This window comes from Serratia sp. 201 (assembly GCF_037027545.1).
Classification (GTDB): Bacteria; Pseudomonadota; Gammaproteobacteria; order Enterobacterales; family Enterobacteriaceae; genus Serratia; species Serratia bockelmannii.
In genome coordinates, this window is sequence record NZ_JAXCHC010000002.1 from 1,420,180 (window position 1) to 1,441,745 (window position 21,566).

16 protein-coding genes are annotated in these 21,566 nt (G+C 61.4%); 10 read left to right on the forward strand and 6 right to left on the reverse strand.

Annotation, left to right across the window (positions count from 1 at the left end; genetic code table 11):
- Window positions 1-80 precede the first annotated feature (80 nt).
- Both eutH and WA302_RS14980 read right to left on the reverse strand, forming a co-directional pair.
- Entirely contained in the window at window positions 81-1,313 is a 1,233-nt protein-coding gene (eutH, locus tag WA302_RS14975) for an ethanolamine utilization protein EutH (protein ID WP_033643135.1), read from the reverse strand.
- On the reverse strand, window positions 1,306-2,766 hold the full coding sequence (locus WA302_RS14980) for an FGGY-family carbohydrate kinase (RefSeq protein WP_089180926.1): 1,461 nt from the start codon (window positions 2,764-2,766) through the stop codon (window positions 1,306-1,308). The genes eutH and WA302_RS14980 overlap by 8 nt, the downstream gene beginning before the upstream one ends.
- Before the next feature lie 257 nt (window positions 2,767-3,023).
- Between WA302_RS14980 and WA302_RS14985 the strand changes: the two genes are divergently transcribed.
- From WA302_RS14985 to WA302_RS14995, 3 genes are all read left to right on the forward strand, one after another.
- Complete coding sequence (locus tag WA302_RS14985) at window positions 3,024-4,427, forward strand: NAD(P)/FAD-dependent oxidoreductase (RefSeq protein WP_261456381.1); 1,404 nt, start codon at window positions 3,024-3,026, stop codon at window positions 4,425-4,427.
- Entirely contained in the window at window positions 4,417-5,640 is a 1,224-nt protein-coding gene (locus WA302_RS14990) for an FAD-dependent oxidoreductase (RefSeq protein WP_089180925.1), read from the forward strand. The genes WA302_RS14985 and WA302_RS14990 overlap by 11 nt, the downstream gene beginning before the upstream one ends.
- Before the next feature lie 113 nt (window positions 5,641-5,753).
- Window positions 5,754-6,524, forward strand: coding sequence for a DeoR/GlpR family DNA-binding transcription regulator (locus tag WA302_RS14995; RefSeq protein WP_049205697.1), 771 nt, complete (start codon window positions 5,754-5,756; stop codon window positions 6,522-6,524).
- 48 nt (window positions 6,525-6,572) lie between these two features.
- Here WA302_RS14995 and WA302_RS15000 read toward each other — a convergent pair whose 3' ends face one another.
- From WA302_RS15000 to WA302_RS15010, 3 genes are all read right to left on the reverse strand, one after another.
- Complete coding sequence (locus tag WA302_RS15000) at window positions 6,573-8,867, reverse strand: FdhF/YdeP family oxidoreductase (RefSeq protein ID WP_089180924.1); 2,295 nt, start codon at window positions 8,865-8,867, stop codon at window positions 6,573-6,575.
- A gap of 206 nt (window positions 8,868-9,073) precedes the next feature.
- Complete coding sequence (ggt, locus tag WA302_RS15005; protein WP_089180923.1) at window positions 9,074-10,747, reverse strand: gamma-glutamyltransferase; 1,674 nt, start codon at window positions 10,745-10,747, stop codon at window positions 9,074-9,076.
- Window positions 10,748-10,908: 161 nt separating this feature from the next.
- Entirely contained in the window at window positions 10,909-11,772 is an 864-nt protein-coding gene (locus WA302_RS15010; RefSeq protein WP_025302888.1) for a LysR substrate-binding domain-containing protein, read from the reverse strand.
- Window positions 11,773-11,915: 143 nt separating this feature from the next.
- Between WA302_RS15010 and WA302_RS15015 the strand changes: the two genes are divergently transcribed.
- The 7 genes from WA302_RS15015 to WA302_RS15045 all read left to right on the forward strand — a co-directional run bounded on the left by WA302_RS15015 (window position 11,916) and on the right by WA302_RS15045 (window position 20,878).
- The gene (locus tag WA302_RS15015) at window positions 11,916-13,055 is read left to right on the forward strand and encodes an agmatine deiminase family protein (RefSeq protein ID WP_049207556.1); all 1,140 of its coding nucleotides are present in this window, start codon (window positions 11,916-11,918) and stop codon (window positions 13,053-13,055) included.
- A gap of 76 nt (window positions 13,056-13,131) precedes the next feature.
- The gene (locus WA302_RS15020) at window positions 13,132-13,812 is read left to right on the forward strand and encodes a class I SAM-dependent methyltransferase (protein ID WP_049207558.1); all 681 of its coding nucleotides are present in this window, start codon (window positions 13,132-13,134) and stop codon (window positions 13,810-13,812) included.
- Window positions 13,813-13,868: 56 nt separating this feature from the next.
- The gene (locus WA302_RS15025; protein ID WP_049207561.1) at window positions 13,869-14,519 is read left to right on the forward strand and encodes a hypothetical protein; all 651 of its coding nucleotides are present in this window, start codon (window positions 13,869-13,871) and stop codon (window positions 14,517-14,519) included.
- 124 nt (window positions 14,520-14,643) lie between these two features.
- The gene (locus tag WA302_RS15030; protein ID WP_043143535.1) at window positions 14,644-15,786 is read left to right on the forward strand and encodes an efflux RND transporter periplasmic adaptor subunit; all 1,143 of its coding nucleotides are present in this window, start codon (window positions 14,644-14,646) and stop codon (window positions 15,784-15,786) included.
- 1 nt (window position 15,787) lies between these two features.
- Window positions 15,788-18,925, forward strand: a complete 3,138-nt coding sequence (locus WA302_RS15035) for an efflux RND transporter permease subunit (RefSeq protein WP_049210148.1) — start codon at window positions 15,788-15,790, stop codon at window positions 18,923-18,925.
- 1 nt (window position 18,926) lies between these two features.
- Window positions 18,927-20,369, forward strand: a complete 1,443-nt coding sequence (locus WA302_RS15040; RefSeq protein WP_336064387.1) for an efflux transporter outer membrane subunit — start codon at window positions 18,927-18,929, stop codon at window positions 20,367-20,369.
- Window positions 20,370-20,524: 155 nt separating this feature from the next.
- On the forward strand, window positions 20,525-20,878 hold the full coding sequence (locus tag WA302_RS15045; RefSeq protein ID WP_025302880.1) for a DUF1493 family protein: 354 nt from the start codon (window positions 20,525-20,527) through the stop codon (window positions 20,876-20,878).
- 7 nt (window positions 20,879-20,885) lie between these two features.
- Here the strand turns inward: WA302_RS15045 and WA302_RS15050 are convergent, their stop codons facing one another.
- Window positions 20,886-21,455, reverse strand: coding sequence for a DJ-1/PfpI family protein (locus WA302_RS15050; protein WP_043143542.1), 570 nt, complete (start codon window positions 21,453-21,455; stop codon window positions 20,886-20,888).
- Between the last annotated feature and the right edge of the window lie 111 nt (window positions 21,456-21,566).

Sequence of the window (21,566 nt, forward strand, 5' to 3'; positions counted from 1 at the left end):
AATTGATGGTCGGGGCGAAAAAAGGGCGCAGCTTCCCCGTGAGGCGGCGCCCCGTTTATTTTTATGGCTTAGGGATAAATTTAGCGAGCGGCGGCGGCGATGGCCGTCGATTGCCTTTGCGTCTGTTCTTTTTCCAGCAATTCGGCTTCCGGCACCGAGATCTTGATGGCGATCAGGACAGCAATCATGCCACCGAGGAATTTGCCCATCATGATCGGCAACACCAGCGAAGGTTGGAAGTTGGCGGTAAAAGCTAGGTGATCGCCCAGCGTGGCCTGTGCGCAGATGCCGAAGGCCACGCACAGCACCTTATCGCGGGCGCGCATGCCTTTGAACAGGTGATAAACGGCGATGATATTGGCCAATACCATAATAAAGCCCAGCGCGCCGGTATCCGATAAACCGAGCTTTTTACCGATGAAATGCATCGGCTTGCGGCAATAGCGCTGGAATAAATAACAAATGGGGAATGTGCCCGCCAGCATAATGCCGATATAACCGGCGATCTCGATAGCGCGGAATAATTCGTCTTTGTCGGCAAATAACGGATCGAATACCCAGCCGCCGAACACCTTTTTAAACACACCGGTGAAATGCTCGATGATGCACAGCGCCAACACCAGCTTGATAAAGGCATCCGCCGCCTTGCCGAAGATCAGGAACCCTTTCACCATCGCCGCCGGCCGCAGCTTCAGCCCCAACGCCAACAGGAAGCACAGGGCGAACAGCGGGGACAGCAGCCGCAGCGCCTGCAGCAAGTCCAACTGCAGATAGTGCGCGGCAGGTGACGTGGTGGAGATAATCTCCCTGACCGGCAGGTTGTTGAAGGTGATGGTCACCAGGGCGATCAGCACGGCGAACGGAATGCTGATCAGGCCCGCCATGGCGCCCAGCGCCAGATATTTATGGTCGTCGCGGTTCAGCATGATAAGCCCGACCGGGATCAGGTACACGATGCTGGCGCCGGAGGTGTAGCCCACCAACATGGCGACGATCCACATGTCGCGGTTGGCGGCGATGGCGTCAGCCAACTGATAGCCGCCCATGTCCACGGCGATCACCGCCAGCGCCGCGATCGAGGCGTCGGAGCCGAGCGCCGAGAAGAAGGGGCCGATGCTGTACATGATCAGGTAAGAGATGATTGGGATCGCCGCCATGATGCCCGCCTGGGCGAGAAACACCGGGCCGATGGCGTGAATGCCGTTGACGAACTCACGTCCCAGTTCGCCTTCCGGTTTGACGATCGACGCCAACGCCCCGATCAGAGTGCCGGCCATGATGATATAGATGATGAAATTACCGAACTCAGCCATGGTGTTCCTCCTGCGATGAACGTAAGCCGCGCGAACGCGCGATGATTTCCTGATAGCGGGCAAACCAGACCGCCATATCGACCTCGGCGGGCTCCGTCACTTCATAGCGGTTGAGCACCTTGAGCGGCTGTTCCACGCCCAGCCCTTTACGCGCCAACAGAGCCACGCCCTGAGCGGTGATCTCTTTATTGGCGGGCGTAACGATGCGCTTTTGGATCAGGTTGGCGAGGAACTGCGTGAAATAGCGGTTGGCGGACAGACCACCGTCCACCGAAATGCTGTCGCCGATCGGTTTCAACTTATCCATGGCGTTGATCACCTCGGCGGAACGCATGGCGATGCCTTCGAGTATTGACTGCAGCAGATCCTTGCGTTCGGTTTCCAGCGACAGGCCGGCCCACATCCCGGCGGCGGAGCGATCCCAGTACGGGCAGGCCAGCCCGGAGAGCGCCGGTACAAAGGCCAGGCCGCGCGCGATGGCCGGCTGGGCCGGGAAATCGCCGAATTCATCGAAATCGTTGAACAGGCCTATCTTTCTCGCCCAGTTAATGGCGGAGGCCGCGTTATAAACGCCGCCGTCCAGGCCATACACCGGCTCGCTGCCGGGCAGCTTCCAGCACAGCGTGGGCAACAGGCCGGACTCGCCGGCATCGATCGGACGCGGCCCGGTGATCGCCTGTAAAAAAGCGCCGGTACCGAAGGTGATCTTCATCTGCCCAGGTTGATGGCAGCCGTGGCCGTATGTACCGGCAAACTGGTCGACGATGCAGGCCGTCAGCGGTACCGGTTTGCCGTTGAGCACGACGTCGCCGAAGTGGCCGATGTTGTCTCTGACCTCGGGCAGGCTGTCGATCGGCACGCCGAACAAACGGCACAGCTCCTCGTCCCACTGCAGGGTATGAATGTTGAATAACGAGGTGCGCGAGGCCGAGTTATAGTCGGTGAGATGCCTGCCGCACAGGTGGAACAGGAAGAAGGCGTCCATGGTGCCGAGCCGCAGGCGGCCGCGTTGCGCCAGCTGCCTGGCCCCCGGCGCGTTGTTCATCAGCCAGCCCATCTTGCTGGCGGAGAAGTAGGTATCGAGCGGCAGGCCGGTTTTCGCCATCACCAGCGGTTCGACGCCTTCGCGTTTCAGGCGCTGGATCTCCGGCTCGGTGCGCTGATCTTGCCAAACGATGGCGTTGTACAGCGGCAGGCCGCTGTCGGCGTCCCAGGCCAGCAGACTTTCGCCCTGATGCCCTAAACCGATGGCGTCCACCATGTCGCACTGGCTGAGACAGCGGCGGATATTCGCCAGAATCTCCAGGGCGTCGTGTTCCACCCAGCCCGGATTGGGGGTGATCTGCTTGTGCGGCATGCTGGCCGGCGAATGGTGCCTGCCGTCTTCGCCGAACACCACGACCCGGGTGCCGGTGGTCCCCTGATCAATCGCGGCATAACGTTGATTCATCATTGCTTCGCTCTCTTATAGGTTTTGTTTTTTATTGTGCCTGGTGTTGGTTGTATGACTGTTTTAATAATCTATCTTCAATTTCACACATTAAAGCAACATAAATCACAAGATAAAATAACCCCGCGTGATCGACCTCATACTTTTTGCTTATCACCGCGTTCTGCGGCTTTTTTTTGGGAGTTGTGTTGTTTTTACCATTTCAAATGCGGTTATTGTGTGGTTTTATTGTGGTTATCACATCAAAACGGGACATCAGCATGATGGAAGAACAAACGGATTGGGACATTGTCGTGATTGGCGGCGGTGTGGTCGGGTGTGCGGTATTCCGCCAATTCTGCCTGATGGGCGCCCGAACGCTGCTGTTGGAAAAGGGAGGCGATATCCTGTCTGGCGCCAGCAAAGCCAACAGCGCGCTGCTGCACACCGGCTTCGATGCGCCCAGCGGCAGCCTGGAACTGCATTGCATGCAGGCCGGGTACCGGGAATTTATCGCCATCCGCGAACGGATGAATTTGCCGCTGTTACCCACCGGCGCCTTGGTTGTGGCCTGGGATGAGCAGCAGTTGGCGGCGCTGCCCGCGATCGTGCAGCAGGCGCACGACAATGGCGTGCTGGACGTGGCACAGATCGACGCCGCCGAGCTGTATCGCCGTGAGCCACAGCTGGCGCCCGGCGCGTTGGCGGCGGTAGAGGTGCCGGGCGAGAGCGTGATCGATCCCTGGAGCACGCCGCTGGCTTACCTGACGCAGGGCGTTAAACACGGCGGCGACTATCGCTTCAATACCGAGGTGACCGGCGCCGAACGCTTGCCGACCGGCTGGCGGCTAACCAGCAACCGGGGCGAGTTTCACGGCAAAATCGTCATCAACTGCGCCGGCAATCAGGGCGACCGGGTAGAAAGTTTCTGCCACCAGCCCGAGTTTGAAATTCGCCCTCGCAAAGGGCAGTTCCTGGTGTTCGACAAGGCCGCCGCCGGGCAGGTCAACGCCATTATCTTGCCGGTGCCGACGGCCATCACCAAAGGGGTGCTGCTGTCGAAAACCATCTTCGGCAATCTGCTGCTGGGGCCGACCGCCGAAGAACAGCAGGATCGAGAAACGGCAACGGTAGACGAAACCAAAATGCGCGAACTGATCGAACAGGGCACCCGGCTGCTGCCCTCGCTGGCGAATTACAGCGTGACCGCTAGCTATGCCGGATTACGCCCGGCGACCGAACAGAAACACTACCGCATTCAGCACTATCCCGAGCGGCAGTGGATCTGCGTGGCGGGCATTCGCTCCACCGGCCTGACGGCGGCGCTCGGCATCGCGCAATATGTGGAACAGCTCTATCGCGACCACTTTACACCGTGCTTCACGCCAAAAACGCCGGAGACTGTGCATTGGCCGCAGATGCCGATGCTTGCCGACTACGCGCTGCGCGATTACGCGCGCCCGGACAACGGCGGCATCGTTTGCCACTGCGAGCTGGTGACCCAACGGGAGATCGAGGCGACGTTCGATTCCGCCGTGCCGCCGGAGTGCATCGGCGGGCTGCGGCGCCGCACGCGCGTGATGATGGGGCGCTGCAACGGGTTTTATTGCTGCAGCCGGGTAGCGGAAATGGTAGGCGATCGTTTTGGCCAAACGCTGGCCGTAGGGAGCATTGATGAAAACTGAGTATCAGGTGGCGATTGTCGGCGCCGGGCCGGCCGGGATCGCGGCGGCGACCGCGCTGCGGCAAGCGGGGATCGAGGATGTGGTGATCCTGGAGCGGGAACGGCAGGCGGGCGGCGTGCCCAGACACTGTCGGCACCCCACCTTTGGGCTGCAAACGTTTTATAGGCCGATGCTGGGATCCACCTATGTCGATAAAATACTGGCGCGCGCCGGGCAGGTGGAGATCCGTACCGGCGTGACGGTGCTCGCCATCAAGCCGGACGGCGAGCTGACCATCACGGACTGCCGCGGCGTCAGCACGTTGAAAGCGCAGCGGGTGATCCTGGCGACCGGCGTGCGCGAGACGCCGCGCCATCCGCGACTGGTGAGCGGGCTGCGGCCGCAGGGCGTACTCACCGCCGGTGCGCTGCAGCAGTTCGTCTATCTGCGCGGGCTGCAGCCAGGTAAGGCGCCGGTGGTGGTCGGCACCGAGCTGGTCAGTTTCTCCGCGCTATGGACGCTGCGCAACGCCGGCGTGCGCGCCGTCGCCATGATTGAAAGCGGCGGCAGGCCCGTCGCCTGGCGGTTGAGCGCGCTCTATGCGCGTCTGATGGGGGTGCCGATTCATTATTATTCGCGGGTGACCGATATTGCCGGCTGCGATCGGGTTGAGTCCATCGAGGTGGAAAACCGCCAGGGGGAGAAACGGCGCATCGCCTGCGACAGCCTGATCTTCACCGGCCGCTTCACCGGGGAGTATACGCTGATCCGCCAGAGCCACCTGGCGCAGCGGCCGGACAGCGGCTGTCCGTTGACAGACCAGTTCGGCCGCTGTTCCGACGCCGCCTATTTCGCCGTCGGCAACATGCTGCATCCGGCGGACATGGGCGACCAGTGCTATCAGGAAGGGCTGCGCGTTGGCGAGGCCGTTGCCCGTTCGCTGCAGCGCACGCTGCCACCGGCGCGGCAAATCCTCCCGGTGCGGCATGACGAACGGATCCGCCTGACCGCGCCTACCAACGTGGCGCTGTCAGGCAAAGCCACCACGGTCACGATCAATATGCGCGTGGAACAGGCGGTGTCCGGTTCGGTGGTGGTGCGGCTGGGCGACGAAGTGCTGTATCGCAAAACGCACCGCTGCCTGCCGGAACGGCGGATCCTGCTGCGCAACATCGCCTTGCCGCCCGACGGCGAGCGTGACGCACTGCACATCAGCATAGAATCCGCCGGGTGAACGATGGCAACGGCTTGCGTCTAACGCCCTGAAACCCGTAGTATTCCGTCAGTTAACGCCGCAAGTCTCGGCGGAGGCAGTCACTCTTACTAAAGGCAGCGAGTGTAATGTGAATGGATATCTCTAATTCCGTGGAAAGGCGCAATGAAATACTGGCGCTGATCCAGGCCAACGGCCGGGTTTACGTGAATGAGCTGGCGGATAAATTCCAGGTTTCGCAGGAAACCATTCGGCGCGACCTGAACAAGCTGGAAGACTATCGGCTGATCAAGAAGATCCACGGCGGCGCGGTGAGCAGCCAGTTTAAATTCGAGCATGAATTCAACGAGCGGGCCAAAATCGCCGAGGCCGAGAAGCGCGCCATCGCGGAGAAAGCGGCGACGCTGCTCCAACCGGGCGATACGGTGTTCGTGGATTTCGGCTCCACCACGCTGGAGTTTGCCCGGCAGTTGGCGACGGTCGATCAGTTAACGGTCATCACCAACTCGCCGTTGATTGCCAACGTCTGTCTGGAGAATGACTCCATTGACGTGGTGCTGATCGGCGGGCAGTTCATCGACTCCAAAATGGCGTGCCTGGGCGCGATCGCATTGAATAATATCGAGGCGTTTTTCGCCGACTACGCCATCATCGGCGCCGGCGCGGTCAACGTGCAGACCGGCGTAATGGATCAGAACGTCAATGAAGCGGCCATCGCGCGCAAAATGATTGCCCAGAGCCGCAAGTGCATCGTGCTGGCCGACGAAAATAAGCTGCGCGGGCATGCGATGACGCTGGTGGCCAAATGGCCCGAGGTCGATTATCTGGTGACCTCCGACAGCGGTAACGCATTAGAAGGCTTGGTTTTCCCCGCCAACGTTAATGTGTTGGTGGCGCAGGTCTAAAGGGGGAGAAGCCTTTCTCCATGCGGAGAAAGGCTCAAACCGCTTCCGTCAGGCGATATCGACCGCGCGCACCTCTTTGGATCTCAACTTCACGCGGATCGGCACCGATTTATACGAAGGCGTGCCGCTCTCCTCATCGATGTAATGCAGCGGCACCAGCACGTTGGCCTCCGGGTAGTAGGCGCCGACCGAACCGGCTGAGATGTTGTAGGCGATCACCGTGATGCCTTCCAGGCGCTGGGTGCTGCCGGGCAGCGCCGTTTCCAGATCGACCACGTCGCCATGTTCCAGCCCCAAACGTTGCAGATCGCTGTCATTCATGAACAGCACGTCGCGCCGGCCGAAGACCCCGCGGTAGCGATCGTCCAGAGCATAGATGGTGGTGTTGTACTGATCGTGGCTGCGCAGCGTTATGAGCCGCAACGTGTCTTTGTCTGTCGTTATCTCGTCCTCATGCAGCCCGTTGAACACGGAAAACATCGCCTTGCCCGTCGCCGTCGGCCACTGGCGTTCGGTCGGCGGCAGCGGCATGCGGAAGCCGCCGGGTTGGCGAATACGCGCGTTGTAATCGTCGAAGCCGGGAATGGTTTTTTCGATCAGCTCGCGGATCACGTCGTAATCTTCGATCAGCTCATCCCAGGGCACCTTGCTGGCGGGCATCACCGCTTTGGCCATGCCGGCCACAATGGCGGGTTCCGAACGCAGCAGTTCCGACGCCGGTTTTAATTTGCCGGATGACGCATGCACCATCGACATCGAATCCTCCACCGTCACCGATTGCCGCCCGCCGGCCTGCATGTCCAGTTCGGTGCGGCCCAGGCAGGGCAGAATGAGGGTTTCTTTTGCCACCAACAGATGGCTGCGGTTGAGTTTGGTGCCGATATGCACGCTTAACTCCAGGGCTTTCATCGCCGGGAAGCTCTGCTCGGGGTCCGGCAATGCTACGGCGAAGTTGCCGCCCAGGCAGATCAACGCCTTCGAGGCACCATCGATCATCGCCTGCATGCATTTCACGGCATCGTGACCATGGGCTTTGGGCGGCGTGAAGCCAAACACCGTTTCCAGCTTTGCCAAAAAATCGGCCGACGGTTTTTCGGTGATGCCGACGGTGCGGTTGCCCTGCACATTGGAGTGGCCGCGCAGCGGGCAGATGCCGGCGCCCGGTTTGCCGATGTTGCCGCGTAGCAGCAGCAGATCGGCGATCAGGCGCACATTGGCCGTCCCTTTATTGTGCTGCGTAATGCCCATGCCGTAGGTCACGATGGTGGCGTTGGATTTTGCGTAGGCGGTGGCGACCCGTTCCAGGTCCTGGCGCGCCAGGCCGCTCTCCACTTCGATAGCCTCCCAATGGGTGGCCGCCAGATCGGCGGCGAAAGCGGCAAAGCCTTGCGTGTGCTCGGCAATAAAGGCGTGATCCACGGCGTTGCCTTGTGTTTCATCCAGCTGCAGCAGCGCTTTGGCGATGCCTTTGAGCGCTGCGGCGTCGCCGCCGGCCTTGACCTGATAGTAGGTGGACGCGATAGGGGTCGAACTGTAGGTCGCCATTTCGATGACGTTTTGCGGATCGGTGAAACGCTCGAGCGCCCGCTCGCGCAGCGGGTTAAACACGATAATCGGCACCTTTTTACGCGCCAGTTCATGCAGCGTGCCCATCATGCGCGGGTGATTGGTGCCCGGATTGTGCCCGATGGAGATAATCAGCTCCGCGCTGTCAAAGTCGTCCAGCGACACGGTGCCTTTACCGATGCCGATCGACTGGGGCAGGCCAACGCTGGTCGGCTCATGGCACATGTTGGAACAGTCGGGGAAGTTATTGCTGCCGAACTCCCGCGCAAACAGCTGGAACAGATAGGCCGCCTCATTGGACGCCCGGCCGGAGGTATAAAACTCCACCTGCTCCGGCGGCAGCGTTTGCAAAACGGCGGCGATGCGTTGAAACGCCTCATCCCAGGCCAGCGGGCGCAAGGTGTCCGTCCCGGCGTCATAGCACAGAGGGGTTGTCAGGCGGCCATAGTCTTCCAACTGGTAATCGGTTTTCTGCAGCAGCGACGTTACGGTGTTCTGCGCCAGAAATTCGGGCGTCACGCGCTTGCTGGTCGCTTCCCAGGTCACGGCTTTGGCGCCGTTTTCACAAAACTGGAAGGTAGATCGATGTTCTTTATCCGGCCATGCGCACCCCGGACAATCAAAACCGTCGGGTTGATTGGTGCGCATCAGCGTCACCGGCGCTTCTAAGGTGTCCATCTGCGTGCGCACGGCGATGGCCGTCGCTTTTAGTGCGCCCCAACCGCCGGCGGGCCCATCGTAGGGATGCACCCCAGGTACTGCTCGTCTTTTCGCCATTGTTGATTGCCTCCGACATCGCTTACGATAAATGCAGGTGATTGATTTACTGAAAATATTATTTTTATCGTCCAAGATGGAACGCAAGCGCCGTCGCCGTTAAACGCGAGCCTGTCGATTCAGTATAGATGAGTGAAAAAGGGAGCAACGTCAGTCTGTGCGGGGAGAACGGCGGCCCGGCGTGGCTGAAGCGGGCCGCCGGCGCGTTACTTTTTCACCACCAGTCCGACGCCGCGGCCGCGCGGATCTGATGCGGTTTCCGGCGTGCGGCCATCGATGCGGATAGCCTGAATATCCCCCATGTTCCAGCCCTGGTCTTCGAGGGTGTAACCCATGGCCTTCAGCTCGTCCGCCGGTTTGCCGGTCAGCGGCGCAAAGCTGTCATAGTAGACGGTGTCCTTCGGCAACAGCTGATGGTGCACGCGCTGGGCGGCGACCGCCTGCGCCAGCGGCAGGTGGTAATCGTAGAGGTTGTTGATCACCTGGAAGATCGAGGTGAAGATGCGTGAACCGCCCGGGGTGCCGATCACCAGGGTGACGTCGCCGTCGCGGGTGATGATGGTCGGGCTCATCGAGGAGAGCATGCGCTTGCCCGGCTCGATGGCGTTGGCGTCGCTGCCCACCACGCCGAAGGCGTTGGCGACGCCGGGTTTGGCGCTGAAGTCGTCCATCTCGTCGTTAAGCAGGAAGCCGGCGCCTTTGACCACCACGCCGCTGCCGAAGTCCCAGTTGAGCGTATAGGTGTTGCTGACCGCGTTGCCGGCGGCATCGACGATCGAGAAGTGGGTGGTTTGGTGGGTTTCCAGCCCCGGCCGCACCTTTTCGGTCGGCGAGATCGCCGTCGGGTTGATCTCGGCGGCGCGTTTTTTCAGGTAGTCGGGGGCGATCAGTTGCGCTTCCGGCACCTGGGTGAAGTCCGGATCGCCGAGGTAGTCGGCGCGATCGGCGAACACGCGTTTTTCGATTTCCGCCAGCAGGTGGATGTAGCGCGCCGAATTCAGCGGCACGCTCTTGAAGTCGGCGGCGCGATCTTCTTTGATCCCCAGCAGCTGCGCCAGCGCGATGCCGCCGGAGCTGGGCAGCGGGGCGGTATACACGGTGTTGCCGCGCCAGCTGATGCGCATCGGTTCACGCCATTTCACCCGATAGTCGGCCAAATCCGCCGCGCCGATCAGCCCGTTGTCGCGCTGCATTTGCGCCACCAGCAGGCGAGCGGTTTCGCCGTGATAAAAATCGTCGGCGCCCGATTTGGCGATGCGCTCAAGGGTGGCGGCCAGCTCCGGCTGCTTGAACACCGTGCCGGGCTTCATGGCGCCGAAATAGTCGCCGAAGTTGGTTTTACCGGCGAACAGCTTGTTGGCGTCTTCACGGTACTGATACTGCTGATCCGCCACGGTGAAACCTTGCCGGGCGTAACCGATCGCCGGCGTCAGCAGCTCGGCCCAGGGCAACTTGCCGAAGCGTTTATGCGCTTCCCACAATCCCAGCACGGTGCCCGGCACGCCGGCGGCGCGGCTGCCCACCAGGCTGAGATTCTCGATCACTTCGCCTTTCTCGTTCAGATACATAGTTTTGCCGGCGGCCTTGGGCGCCACTTCGCGGTAGTCGAGGAAATAGGGTTTGCCGTCGACGTACAGCGTCATAAAGCCGCCGCCGCCGATATTGCCGGCTTCAGGGTAGGTAACGGCCAGGGTAAAGGCGGTGGCGACCGCCGCATCGACCGCATTGCCGCCGGCCTGCAGAATGTGCGCGGCGACCTTGGCGCCATACTGATCCGGGGCGGCGACCGCGCCGGCGGTCAGTTCGGCGGCAAAGGCAGCGGGAACGGTGCAGGCAAGGGCCACGCTCAGAGCTATCGTTTTCAATAAACCGGCAGACATAGAAGATCCTTTTAGCGATGTTCAGTTATCAGGTGAATTCAACTAATTATTTTGAAACAGCAGGTTAGCGCGTTTTCTTCGGGCTGTTGCGACGCTTTATTGAAAGTAGCAGCGGGCAGGCGGGGCCGCCTGACCAGAGTAGCAAATCGTGACGTGGCGCGTTATGCGCCGGCGGGCAGCGCCGACTGCAGCCATTGGCAGAAGTGCCGGGCGAGCGGATTGTGTTCGCTGTCGCGGTGCAGCAGCCACGCCCAGTTGGCGCCGCGCACGCGTTGCTCGGTTAACGGTTGCAGCAGCCCGGCGTCGCGCGCGTGTTGCGCCAGCAATTGGCTGACCAACGCGATGCCGAGGCCGTTGCAGGCGGCGTCCAGCAGCAGACCAGGATCGGAGAAGTTCAGCCCGCTGTCTCGCTGGCCGACGTGCGCGCCGCCCGCCACCGCCCAGTGGCTCCAATCCATCTCGCGTTCGCCGTGCAAGGTCACGCGCTGCTCCGGCGTCAACGCCAGCAGGCTGGGGTGGCAGGCGGGGTAGAGTCGGTCGGTACAGAGAACGTTAAAGGTGCAGTCCGCCTGCGCGCTGAGATCGTCACGGATCGCCAGATCGATGCTGTCCGTCGCCATATCCGGCGGTTCAAAGCTGGTGAACAGCCACAGATCGATCTGCGGATGCTGCCGATTGAAATCGCCCAGCCGCGGCGTCAGCCAGTGGCGGGCAAAGGCCGGGGTGGTGTTAACGATCAGTTGGTTGGGTTTGCGGTACTGATCCAAACGGCGAATGCCGACGGCCAGCTGTTGCAGCATCACCTGTGCGGTGCTGAACAGATCGTGGCCGGCGTCGGTCAGCGCCACGCTGCGGCCGGTGCGGAAGAACAGCGGTTGCTCCAGAAACGCCTCGAGGCTGCGGATTTGCTGGCTGATCGCCGACTGAGTCAGGTGCAGCTCTTCGGCAGCCTGATGAAAACTGCCCAGGCGCGCCGCCGCTTCGAAACCGCGCAGGGCGCTCAAGGGGGGCCAGTGTTTTAACATTATCGATAAGCCTGTCTAATCAGATATCCGCTAAATATATCGTTTGTCGCGGTGGCAGGGGAAGACTAGCATGGGATTCAAGCGCTGGAGCGTAAAAAAACCGGCTAACAGTTTGAATTTAAATCAATTTAAAGAGGCTATTTATGTCAACGCGTCGCACCTTTATCAAGCAGCTTTCGGCGGTGGCCGGTGTGAGCTTGACGGCATCATTGGGCATCCCGTTACGCGGTCACGCGAAAGCTGCGCTTAATCCGGCCTGGCGGATGCCCGACGAAGGGGAACCGCAACAGCGGGCGTTTCTCGCTTTCGGCGCGCAGCGTGCGATTTGGGGCGGGTTCACCGCGGACGTGCAGGCAGCGCAGGGGCGCATCGCCCGCGCCATCGCCGACTTTCAGCCGTTGACGGTTTTTTGCCGCGGCAATGAACGTCAATTGGCTGAGGCCACCTGCGGCAGTCACAACGTCAGCTATGTTGTCACTGAGCTGGATGATATTTGGATGCGCGACATCGGCGCCAATTTCGTCGTCAATGACGCCGGCGAACTGGGCGCGGTGGATTTCAACTTCAACGGCTGGGGCGATAAGCAGCAACATGCCAGGGATGCGCGTCTGGCAGGGTTTGTCGCCAGGCGATACGGCGTCGCTCAACCGCGCCGCAGCGCGCTGGTAGGCGAAGGCGGCGGCATCGAGGTGGATGGGCACGGCACCGGCATCATGACCGAGAGCAGTTGGGTGAATGCGAACCGCAACCCGGGCTGGAGCCGAGACCGGGTTGAGCAAGAGCTGAAGGCGATGCTCGGCCTGCGCAAAATTATCTGGCTGCCGGGCATTAAAGGCCGGGACATCACCGATGCCCACGTCGATTTTTATGCCCGTTTCGTGCGGCCTGGCGTGGTGGTGGCCAACCTGGATACCGATCCGGCCTCTTATGATCATGCGGTTACCCAAGCGCATCTGGCGATCCTCAAAGCAGCGACCGACGCCGACGGCCGCACGCTGCAGGTACATACGCTTTCGCCGCCGCGGGCACCGCGCGAAAGCCGATTCAGTCGCCGCAACCCCGATTTCGCGGCGGGCTACATCAACTATTTCGTTATCAACGGCGCGGTGATCGCCCCGGAGTTTGGCGACCTGCAGGCGGACAAGGCGGCGTTTGAACTGCTGTCGGCGCTCTATCCGCAGCACAAGGTGGTGCAGCTGGAGATCGACGCCATCGCCGCCGGCGGCGGCGGCATTCACTGCGTGACCAGCCAATTGCCGGTGCATGGCAAGCCAGACCAGTGAATGTTCAAAAAATGCGCACGCGGTTGTTTGTCGCCATAGGGTGTGATTGGCTGAGTGGAAACATAAGGAGGCCATAATGAACGACTCACCCTTGAGCATTCCCACCTGGTATCGCGATCCGCACGCAGAACAGGCCATGGCCGAAGGCCATGCGCCCATCTGGCGGCATCTGCTGAGCCTGGTGCCGGAACACGAATTGTCCGGCGTCAGGGTGCTGGACTTCGGCTGCAATCAGGGCGGTTTTCTGCGTCTGTTGCACCAAATCCGGCCATTTCGTGAAGGACTCGGCGTCGATATCGCCCGCCAGTCCGTCGAACAGGCCAACCGCCTGAAAGGAAACCTGCCGATCGGTTATCAGACCGACACGCGGTTGACGGGTTATGAGAACCACTTCGATATCGCCTTCAGTCATGAAGTCATCTACCTGATTGAAGATATCGCGCAGCATGCCGCCGATATGCTGCGGGTGCTGAAACCGGGCGGTGTTTATTATGCGGTGACCGGTTGCCACACCGACAACCCGCTGTGGCCGCAATGGCGCGAAAGGGTGGCTGAACAGACGCATACCGTGGTGCGGGATCGCGCTCTGGACGACTATGCGCGCATTTTCTCCGCCGCGGGATTCCAGGTCTCTGCCCGCCGGCTGGGCTTTTCCGGCTTCGTGCCCTATGAGCCGGACGGCTGGATGCCGAATATCGCGGCGGCGATCGACTACTATTGGCACACCAAAACGGTGTTTAGACTGGTTAAACCCTAAAAATCCCCACGCGGCGCTCGGTACGCCGCCGCTGACGAGATAAGATGGCGAGATTTATGATGGATGAGGATGCGAAAACAATGGACTTTCGTTTGAACACCCGGTTATCCCTGCTTATGGTCTCGCTCTTGGCGCCCGTTGTTGGGGCCAGTGCCGCTACGCTTACGCTCGATAATCAGGATCCGGCGGCGGTGTATCTCATTCCGGACGCGAAGCTGATTCAAGAACGCGAGGGGGTGAAAATCGCCGGGCAGTCATACCGTTATTTCGTACTTCAGCTCGCCGACAATCTCCAGTATGAAGGCTATATCACCCGATGCGCCGACGACGATGCCGATAAATTGAATGAACAAGCGCGGCGACAATTGAACCGTTGTACCGAACAGGTCATCGACGACCTGGATCGGTTGATGGAAAAGACCGCCAACTTGACATTCGACTACGGCGGTACGCAAAACGTTTATCGGGGCGAAGAACATTCAACGCCTTATTATTACTATTCATTCGCCCGCGTGGCCCACTATTATCAGACCGAAGACGGACGTCATCCCCTGTATGGTCTGGTTTATCGTTGCAAACAGCCGGCGAGCGATGCTCATCGGGAGCAAGAGCCTGATGCGACTGAAACGACGCAGCCGCCGGCTGAAGTGGAACGCTTTATTGCATTGGCAAAAAATCGCTGCGCCAATGTGCTGAAACCACGCTGAACGATATTGCTCCACCGTTTCCCGCTTCGACAAGATTTTACGCTATCCTTACGCAACCCTTTCAGAAGCGAATGTCTGCATTCGATATATTGAGAATAGTCATTCTCAATGGGATCGTATTGCAATGCAGAGAAAAACGCTTTTGGTGCTTGGGCTGTCGCTGTTGCTGGCTGCCTGCGATGGGCAAAACGCCGGTGCGCCGACGGGCGCAGGCGGTGAGCAGGAGGTCGGCGTCGTCACGCTGCGCGGCCAGTCAGTGACCCTGAGCAGCGAGTTGACCGGCCGGGTCAACGCCACCATGACTTCCGACGTGCGGCCGCAGGTCGACGGCATCATCAAGCAGCGGCTGTTTACCGAAGGGGCCGAGGTGAAAGCCGGGCAGGTATTGTACCAAATTGACCCCGCCAGCTATCAGGCCAGCTACGATCAGGCCGCCGCCCAGCTGAAAAACGCCCAGGCCACGGTGCAATCCACCCGGCTCAAATCACAGCGCTATGCGGCGCTGGTGAAAGAGAACGGCGTTTCTCAGCAGGATGCGGACGATGCCAAAGCCGCCTATTTGGCGGCCGTGGCGTCGGTGGCCCAGTATCAGGCAGCGCTGGAGACGGCGCGCATCAACCTCGCCTATACCCAGGTGCGGGCACCGATCGCCGGCCGCATCGGCATCTCATCGGTGACGCCGGGCGCGCTGGTCACCGCCAGCCAGACCGATGCGTTGGCCACCATCCGCGCGTTGGATCCGATCTATGTCGATCTGACCCAGTCCAGCGCCCAGTTGCTTAAACTGCGCCGTCAGCAGGCCGCTTTGCAGCGCGGTGCGGTCACGCCGGTCGCCATCAAGCTGGAGGACGGCACGCCTTATGCCCACGCCGGCAAGCTGGAGTTGACCGAGGTGGCGGTGGATGAGGCCACCGGTTCGGTCACGCTGCGTGCGGTGTTCCCCAACCCCGAGCATGAGCTGCTGCCCGGCATGTACGTCCACGCCACGGTGGATAACGGCGTCGATCCCAAAGCCATTCTGGCGCCGCAGCAGGGCATCACCCGCAACGCCAAAGGGGAAGCCACCGCGTTGGTGGTGGACGAGCAAAACAACGTGGCGCAGCGCACCGTCAGCGCCGAACGGGTGGTGGGCAGCAACTGGCTGATCGGCAGCGGGCTGAACGAAGGCGATCGCCTGATCGTCGAAGGCACCGGCAAGGTCACGATCGGCGCCGCGGTGAAGCCGGTTGAGGTTTCAGTCGACAAAACCCAACGCGGGGAGCAGTGATATGGCGCAGTTCTTTATCCGGCGGCCGGTATTCGCCTGGGTGATTGCCATCATCATCATGCTGTGCGGCCTGATGTCGATCAATTCATTGCCCGTCTCGCAGTACCCGGATGTCTCACCGCCGCAGATTTCCATCTCCGCCACTTACCCGGGCGCGGACGCGGAAACGCTGGAAAACAGCGTCACGCAGGTGATTGAGCAGCAGCTCACCGGCCTGGACGGCCTGCTGTATTTCTCTTCGACCAGCAGCTCCAGCGGCTCGGTCAGCATCAACGTCACCTTTGATCAGGGCACCGATCCGGATATCGCTCAGGTGCAGGTGCAAAACAAGGTGCAGCAGGCGGAAAGCCGTTTGCCGAGCGCGGTCACTGCGCAGGGCGTGACGGTCAAGAAATCCCAGAGCAGCTTCCTGCTGATCGTCGGGCTGTATGACGAAAGCGACAAGGCGACAATGGCCGATATCTCCGACTATCTGGTCAGCAACCTGCAGGATCCGCTGTCGCGCATCGAGGGCGTGGGGGACGTGCAGGTGTTCGGCTCGGAATATGCGATGCGTATCTGGCTGGATCCGACCAAGCTGGCGAGCTATGCGCTGATGCCTTCCGACGTGCAGACGGCGATCGAAGCGCAAAACACCCAGGTGTCTGCCGGCAAGATCGGCGATCTACCGGCCGCCGCCGATCAGCAGCTGACCGCCACGGTAAAGGCGCAGTCGCGGCTGCAAACGCCGGAACAGTTTCGCAATATCACCCTGAAAAGCGACAGCAGCGGCGCGCTGGTGCGGCTGGGTGACGTGGCACGGGTTGAGCTGGGCAACGAAGACTACTCCGCCAGCGCGCACCTCAATGGCCACCCGGCGGCGGGGATCGCGGTCAAGCTAGCGGCGGGCGCCAACGCCCTCAACACCGCCAAACTGGTTAAGGCCAAGGTGGCGGAATACCAAAGCGCGATGCCGCAGGGCTACAAGGTGGCCTACCCGAAAGACAGCACCGACTTCATCAACATCTCGATCGAGGAGGTGGTGAAAACGCTGTTTGAAGCGGTGGTGTTAGTGGTGGTGGTGATGTTCGTGTTCCTGCAAAACCTGCGCACCACGCTGATCCCGACCATCACCGTGCCGGTGGTGTTGCTGGGCACCTTCGGCGTGCTGGCGGCGTTCGGCTATTCGATCAATACCCTGACGCTGTTCGGCATGGTGCTTGCGATCGGGCTGTTGGTGGACGACGCCATCGTGGTGGTGGAAAACGTCGAACGCGTGATGCGTGAAGATAAACTGCCGCCGCGCGAGGCGACGGAGAAATCGATGCGCGAGATCACCGGCGCGCTGGTCGGCATCGCGCTGGTGCTGTCGGCGGTGTTTCTGCCGATGGCGTTCTTCGGTGGTTCCACCGGGGTGATCTACCGTCAGTTTTCAATCACCGTCGTCTCCTCAATGGTGCTGTCGGTGGTGCTGGCGTTGACGCTGGCGCCGGCGCTGTGCGCCACATTGCTGAAATCGACGCATGAAGAACAGACCGACAAAGGGCTGCTGGGTAGATTCAACCGCGGTTATAACCGGCTGCAGGAGAAGTACGCCGACAAGGTCGGCGCAGTGATCCACCGGCCAACGCGCTATCTGCTGCTGTACGGTCTGCTGCTGATCGCCGCGGCCGTGATGTATCTGCGTTTGCCGACCGGTTTCCTGCCCAATGAGGATCAGGGTTCGGTGATGGTGCAGTACACCTTGCCGGCCGGCGCCACCAACGCGCGCACCTCGGCGGTGAGCGAGGCGGTGACCGCCTATTTCCTCGATCAGGAAAAGGCCAACGTCAGCACCATTTTCACCATCAACGGTTTCGGCTTCAGCGGCAGCGGGCAAAACGCCGGCATGGCGTTCGTCAGCCTCAAAGACTGGAGCCAGCGCAGCGGCAGCGAGAACACCGCCGACGCCATCGCCAAACGCGCCATGGCGCACTTCGCTTCGCTGCGCGACGCCCAGGTGTTCTCCATGAGCCCACCGGCGATCGACGGTTTCGGTCAGTCCGACGGCTTCACCTTCGAGCTGCAGGCCAAAGGGGCGACCACCCGCGCCGAGCTGCAGGCGATGCGCGACCAGATCGTCGCCGCCGCCGGCAACAATCCGGCATTGCTGGCAGTGCGCGCCAACACCTTGCCGGACACCCCGCAGCTGCAGGTGGAGATCGACAACGGCAAGCTGCAGGCGCTCGGCCTGAGCGCCGGTGACGTCAACAGCACCCTCAGCAGCGCGTTCGGCAGCACCTACATCAACGACTTTATCGACCGCAACCGGGTGAAAAAAGTCTATATGCAGGGCGACGTGCAGTACCGCGCCAAGCCGGAAGACCTCGACCGCTGGTTTGTGCGCGGCACCAATGCGTCGGGCGCCAGCAGCATGACGCCGTTCTCCGCCTTTGCGTCTTCGCACTGGATCTACGGCCCGGAAAACCTGTCGCGCTATAACGGGCTGTCGTCGTTCGAGATCACCGGGCAGGGCGCCGCCGGCGTCAGCTCCGGTACGGCGATGAGCGAGATGGAGAAACTGGCGGCGAAATACTCCGCCGGCAGCAGCTATTCCTGGAGCGGGCTCTCCTATCAGGAACGGCTGACCAGCGGCCAGGCGTCGTCGCTGTACGCCATTTCGCTCATCGTGGTGTTCCTGTGCCTGGCGGCGCTGTATGAGAGCTGGTCGATTCCATTCGCGGTGATGTTGGTGGTGCCGATGGGTGTGGTGGGCTCGCTGCTGGCGATCACGCTGCGCGGGCTGGAAAACGACATCTACTTCCAAGTGGCGCTGCTCACCATCATCGGCCTGTCGGCGAAGAACGCTATTTTGATCGTCGAGTTCGCCGAGGAGATGCACCAGCGGGGGGAAACGCTGATTGGCGCGGCGGTCCACGCGGCACGCATGCGCCTGCGGCCGATCCTGATGACCTCGCTGGCGTTCACCGCCGGGGTGCTGCCGCTGGCGGTATCCAGCGGCGCCGGCGCCAACAGCCGAATCGCCATCGGTACCGGCATTATCGGCGGTACGATCACCGCCACCGCATTGGCCATCTTTTTCGTACCGCTGTTTTATGTGTTGGTGCGCCGCATGTTTACCCGCCGGCCCACCAACTCGCCGTCTCAGGCAGGAGAATAACGTGTTGCAACGAGTCATGATGTTAACTTTACCGCTGCTGCTGAGCGGGTGTCTGTCGCTGGATCCACACTACCAGCGCCCAGCGGCGCCGGTGCCCGCCAACCTGCCGCAGGGCGAGGCCGCCGGCAAGCAGGCGTTGAGCTACCCGGACGTCGCCTGGCGCGACTATGTGCAGGACGCCAGGCTGCGGCAGGTGGTGGCGCTGGGGCTGGACAGCAGCCGCGATCTGCGCGAGGCGATCGCCAATATCGCCTCGGCGCGCGCCCTGTACGGTGAGCAGCGCTCGGCGCTGTTCCCGACGATCAACGCCACCGCCGACGGCAGCCGCGGGCGTTCGCTGACCGGTAGCGGCAATGCCACCGCCATCAGTCAGAGTTATGAAGCGCAGGCCGGCGTCAGCGCGTTCGAGCTGGATCTGTTCGGCAAAAACGCCAGCCTGTCGCGCGCGGCGTTCGAAACCTATCTGGCCAATTCGGAGGCGGCGAAAAGTACTCGCCTGACGCTGATCGCCGATATCGTCACCGACTGGGTGGCGGTGGCGGCCGAGCGCAACAATCTGGCGGTGGCGCAGCAGACGATGGAAAACGCCAAACGTTCGCTGGACGTGACGCGTAAGAACCAGCAGCACGGCATTGCGTCGCTGGTTGACGTGGCGTCGGCGGAGACCGTTTATCAACAGGCGCGATCGGACGCCGCCAGCTATGCGACCAGCGCCGCGCAGGCGAAAAACGCGCTGGATTTGGCGGTGGGGCAAAGCGTGCCGGAAAATCTGCTGCCGAGCGGTATCGATGGGCTCGGCGAAATCATGCGCAATCTGCCGGCTGGGGTGTCTTCGCAGGTGCTGCTGACGCGGCCGGACGTGCTGCAGGCTGAGCATAACCTGAAATCCGCCAACGCCAACATCGGCTCGGCGCGGGCGGCGTTTTTCCCGTCGATCAGCCTGACCGCCAGCGGCGGCGTGGGCAGCGGTGAACTCTCGTCGCTGTTCAGCCACGGCGCGGGCGTCTGGTCGTTCGCCCCGAGCATCAGCCTGCCGATCTTCAGCGGTGGCTATAACACGTCGCAACTGAACTACAGCAAAGCGCAGAGAGATCTGTATGTCGCCACCTATGAGAAAGCGGTGCAGACTGCATTTCAGGAAACCGCCGACGCGTTGGCGCGTAAAGCGACTCTGCAGGAACAGCTGGCGGCGCAAACCGGCTATGTGGCGGCGGCGCAGCAATATTATCGCCTGGCCGAGTTGCGTTACCGCCAGGGCGTGGACAGCTACCTGACGCTGCTGGACGCGCAGCGCACGCTGTACACGGCGCAGCAGTCGCTGATCGCCGCGCAGCAGACCGCGTACGACAATCAGGCCACCCTGTATAAAGTGTTGGGCGGCGGCATTGCCGCCGAGCGGCAGGGGGACGGCGTCATCGCCGACAAGACGACGCTCAGCCGCTAACCATCGACCGCGCGCGCCAGAAGTGTGGCTGCGCGCGGTTTTTTATGGAAAGTGTAAAGAAACAGAAAACCCGCGCGGCGGCCCGAACTCGCCGCGGCGAGCAGAGTCAGACAGAGAACCGCATTCATCTTTATTCATACCGGCTTGAGGTCGTCATGGCAGAAGACATTCAGCAACAGGTCATCGCGCTTATCGCCGCATTCAACGCGCCTGGGCGGCAGAAGAAGGGCGTGGTCATCACCCCGGAAACCGAGATCAACACCGCGCTCAGTCTGTCGTTCAGCGACTCCAACACGCTGATGCGCCGCTACTTCGATACCTTCGGCGTCGACAGCAGCAATTACAACCACGAGCTGTATTTCCAGCCGCCGGCCAACACCGGGCGCTGGTTTTCCCCCTCCGCCTGCAAAGAACACCCCCGGCCGCTGTGCGTGTCGATGCTGGTACGCTCCGCACGCGCCAAACGCTGGCTGTACGACATCCACTTCCTGATCGAGCAGCTCCGCTAGCACCGCATTACTGCTCCAATACCTCGGCGAATTTCGCCAGCCACTGCGGATGCGCCGGCCAGGCCGGGGCGGTGACCAGATTGCCGTCGACGTGGGCCTGATCGATGCCGATCTCCGCATAATGGCCGCCGCCGAGTCGCACCTCCGGGGCGCAAGCCGGGTAGGCGCTGCAGGTGCGGCCCTTCAACACCCCGGCCGCTGCCAGCAACTGCGGGCCGTGGCAAACGGCGGCGATCGGTTTTTTCGCGGCGTCAAACGCCTGCACCAGCGCGATCACCTCGGGGTTCAGACGCAGGTATTCGGGCGCCCGACCGCCGGGGATCAAGAGCGCGTCATAGTGTTCTTCTTTGGCGGCGGCAAAGTCGGCGTTCAGGGTGAAACGATGACCGGGTTTCTCGCTGTAGGTCTGTGCGCCGTCAAAGTCGTGGATCGCGGTCTGGATGTAGTCGCCGACGGCTTTGCCGGGGCACACGGCGTCCACCCAATGGCCGATCATCTGCAATGCCTGAAACGGCACCATGGTTTCGTAATCTTCGGCGTAGTCGCCGACCAGCATCAGGATTTTTTTCTTGCTCATGATCACAACTCCTGCAGGAGGGGGAATGCCTAAGGTATAGCCCAGCCCCCCTGGGAATGCGAACCGCAAAGTGCTGTGGAATACACGATTAAAAAGCGTAAAAATTGAGTT

Excerpts from the sequence above, each read along its gene's own strand:
- WA302_RS15000 (WP_089180924.1), bottom strand. The coding sequence starts at position 8,867 with ATGGCGAAAAGACGAGCAGTACCTGGGGTGCATCCCTACGATGGGCCC.
- WA302_RS14980 (WP_089180926.1), bottom strand. The coding sequence starts at position 2,766 with ATGATGAATCAACGTTATGCCGCGATTGATCAGGGGACCACCGGCACC.
- WA302_RS15035 (WP_049210148.1), top strand. The coding sequence starts at position 15,788 with ATGGCGCAGTTCTTTATCCGGCGGCCGGTATTCGCCTGGGTGATTGCC.
- WA302_RS15025 (WP_049207561.1), top strand. The coding sequence starts at position 13,869 with ATGATGGATGAGGATGCGAAAACAATGGACTTTCGTTTGAACACCCGG.
- WA302_RS15015 (WP_049207556.1), top strand. The coding sequence starts at position 11,916 with ATGTCAACGCGTCGCACCTTTATCAAGCAGCTTTCGGCGGTGGCCGGT.
- WA302_RS15010 (WP_025302888.1), bottom strand. The coding sequence starts at position 11,772 with ATGTTAAAACACTGGCCCCCCTTGAGCGCCCTGCGCGGTTTCGAAGCG.
- WA302_RS15020 (WP_049207558.1), top strand. The coding sequence starts at position 13,132 with ATGAACGACTCACCCTTGAGCATTCCCACCTGGTATCGCGATCCGCAC.
- ggt (WP_089180923.1), bottom strand. The coding sequence starts at position 10,747 with ATGTCTGCCGGTTTATTGAAAACGATAGCTCTGAGCGTGGCCCTTGCC.
- eutH (WP_033643135.1), bottom strand. The coding sequence starts at position 1,313 with ATGGCTGAGTTCGGTAATTTCATCATCTATATCATCATGGCCGGCACT.
- WA302_RS15030 (WP_043143535.1), top strand. The coding sequence starts at position 14,644 with ATGCAGAGAAAAACGCTTTTGGTGCTTGGGCTGTCGCTGTTGCTGGCT.
- WA302_RS14995 (WP_049205697.1), top strand. The coding sequence starts at position 5,754 with ATGGATATCTCTAATTCCGTGGAAAGGCGCAATGAAATACTGGCGCTG.
- WA302_RS14985 (WP_261456381.1), top strand. The coding sequence starts at position 3,024 with ATGATGGAAGAACAAACGGATTGGGACATTGTCGTGATTGGCGGCGGT.
- WA302_RS15045 (WP_025302880.1), top strand. The coding sequence starts at position 20,525 with ATGGCAGAAGACATTCAGCAACAGGTCATCGCGCTTATCGCCGCATTC.
- WA302_RS15050 (WP_043143542.1), bottom strand. The coding sequence starts at position 21,455 with ATGAGCAAGAAAAAAATCCTGATGCTGGTCGGCGACTACGCCGAAGAT.
- WA302_RS14990 (WP_089180925.1), top strand. The coding sequence starts at position 4,417 with ATGAAAACTGAGTATCAGGTGGCGATTGTCGGCGCCGGGCCGGCCGGG.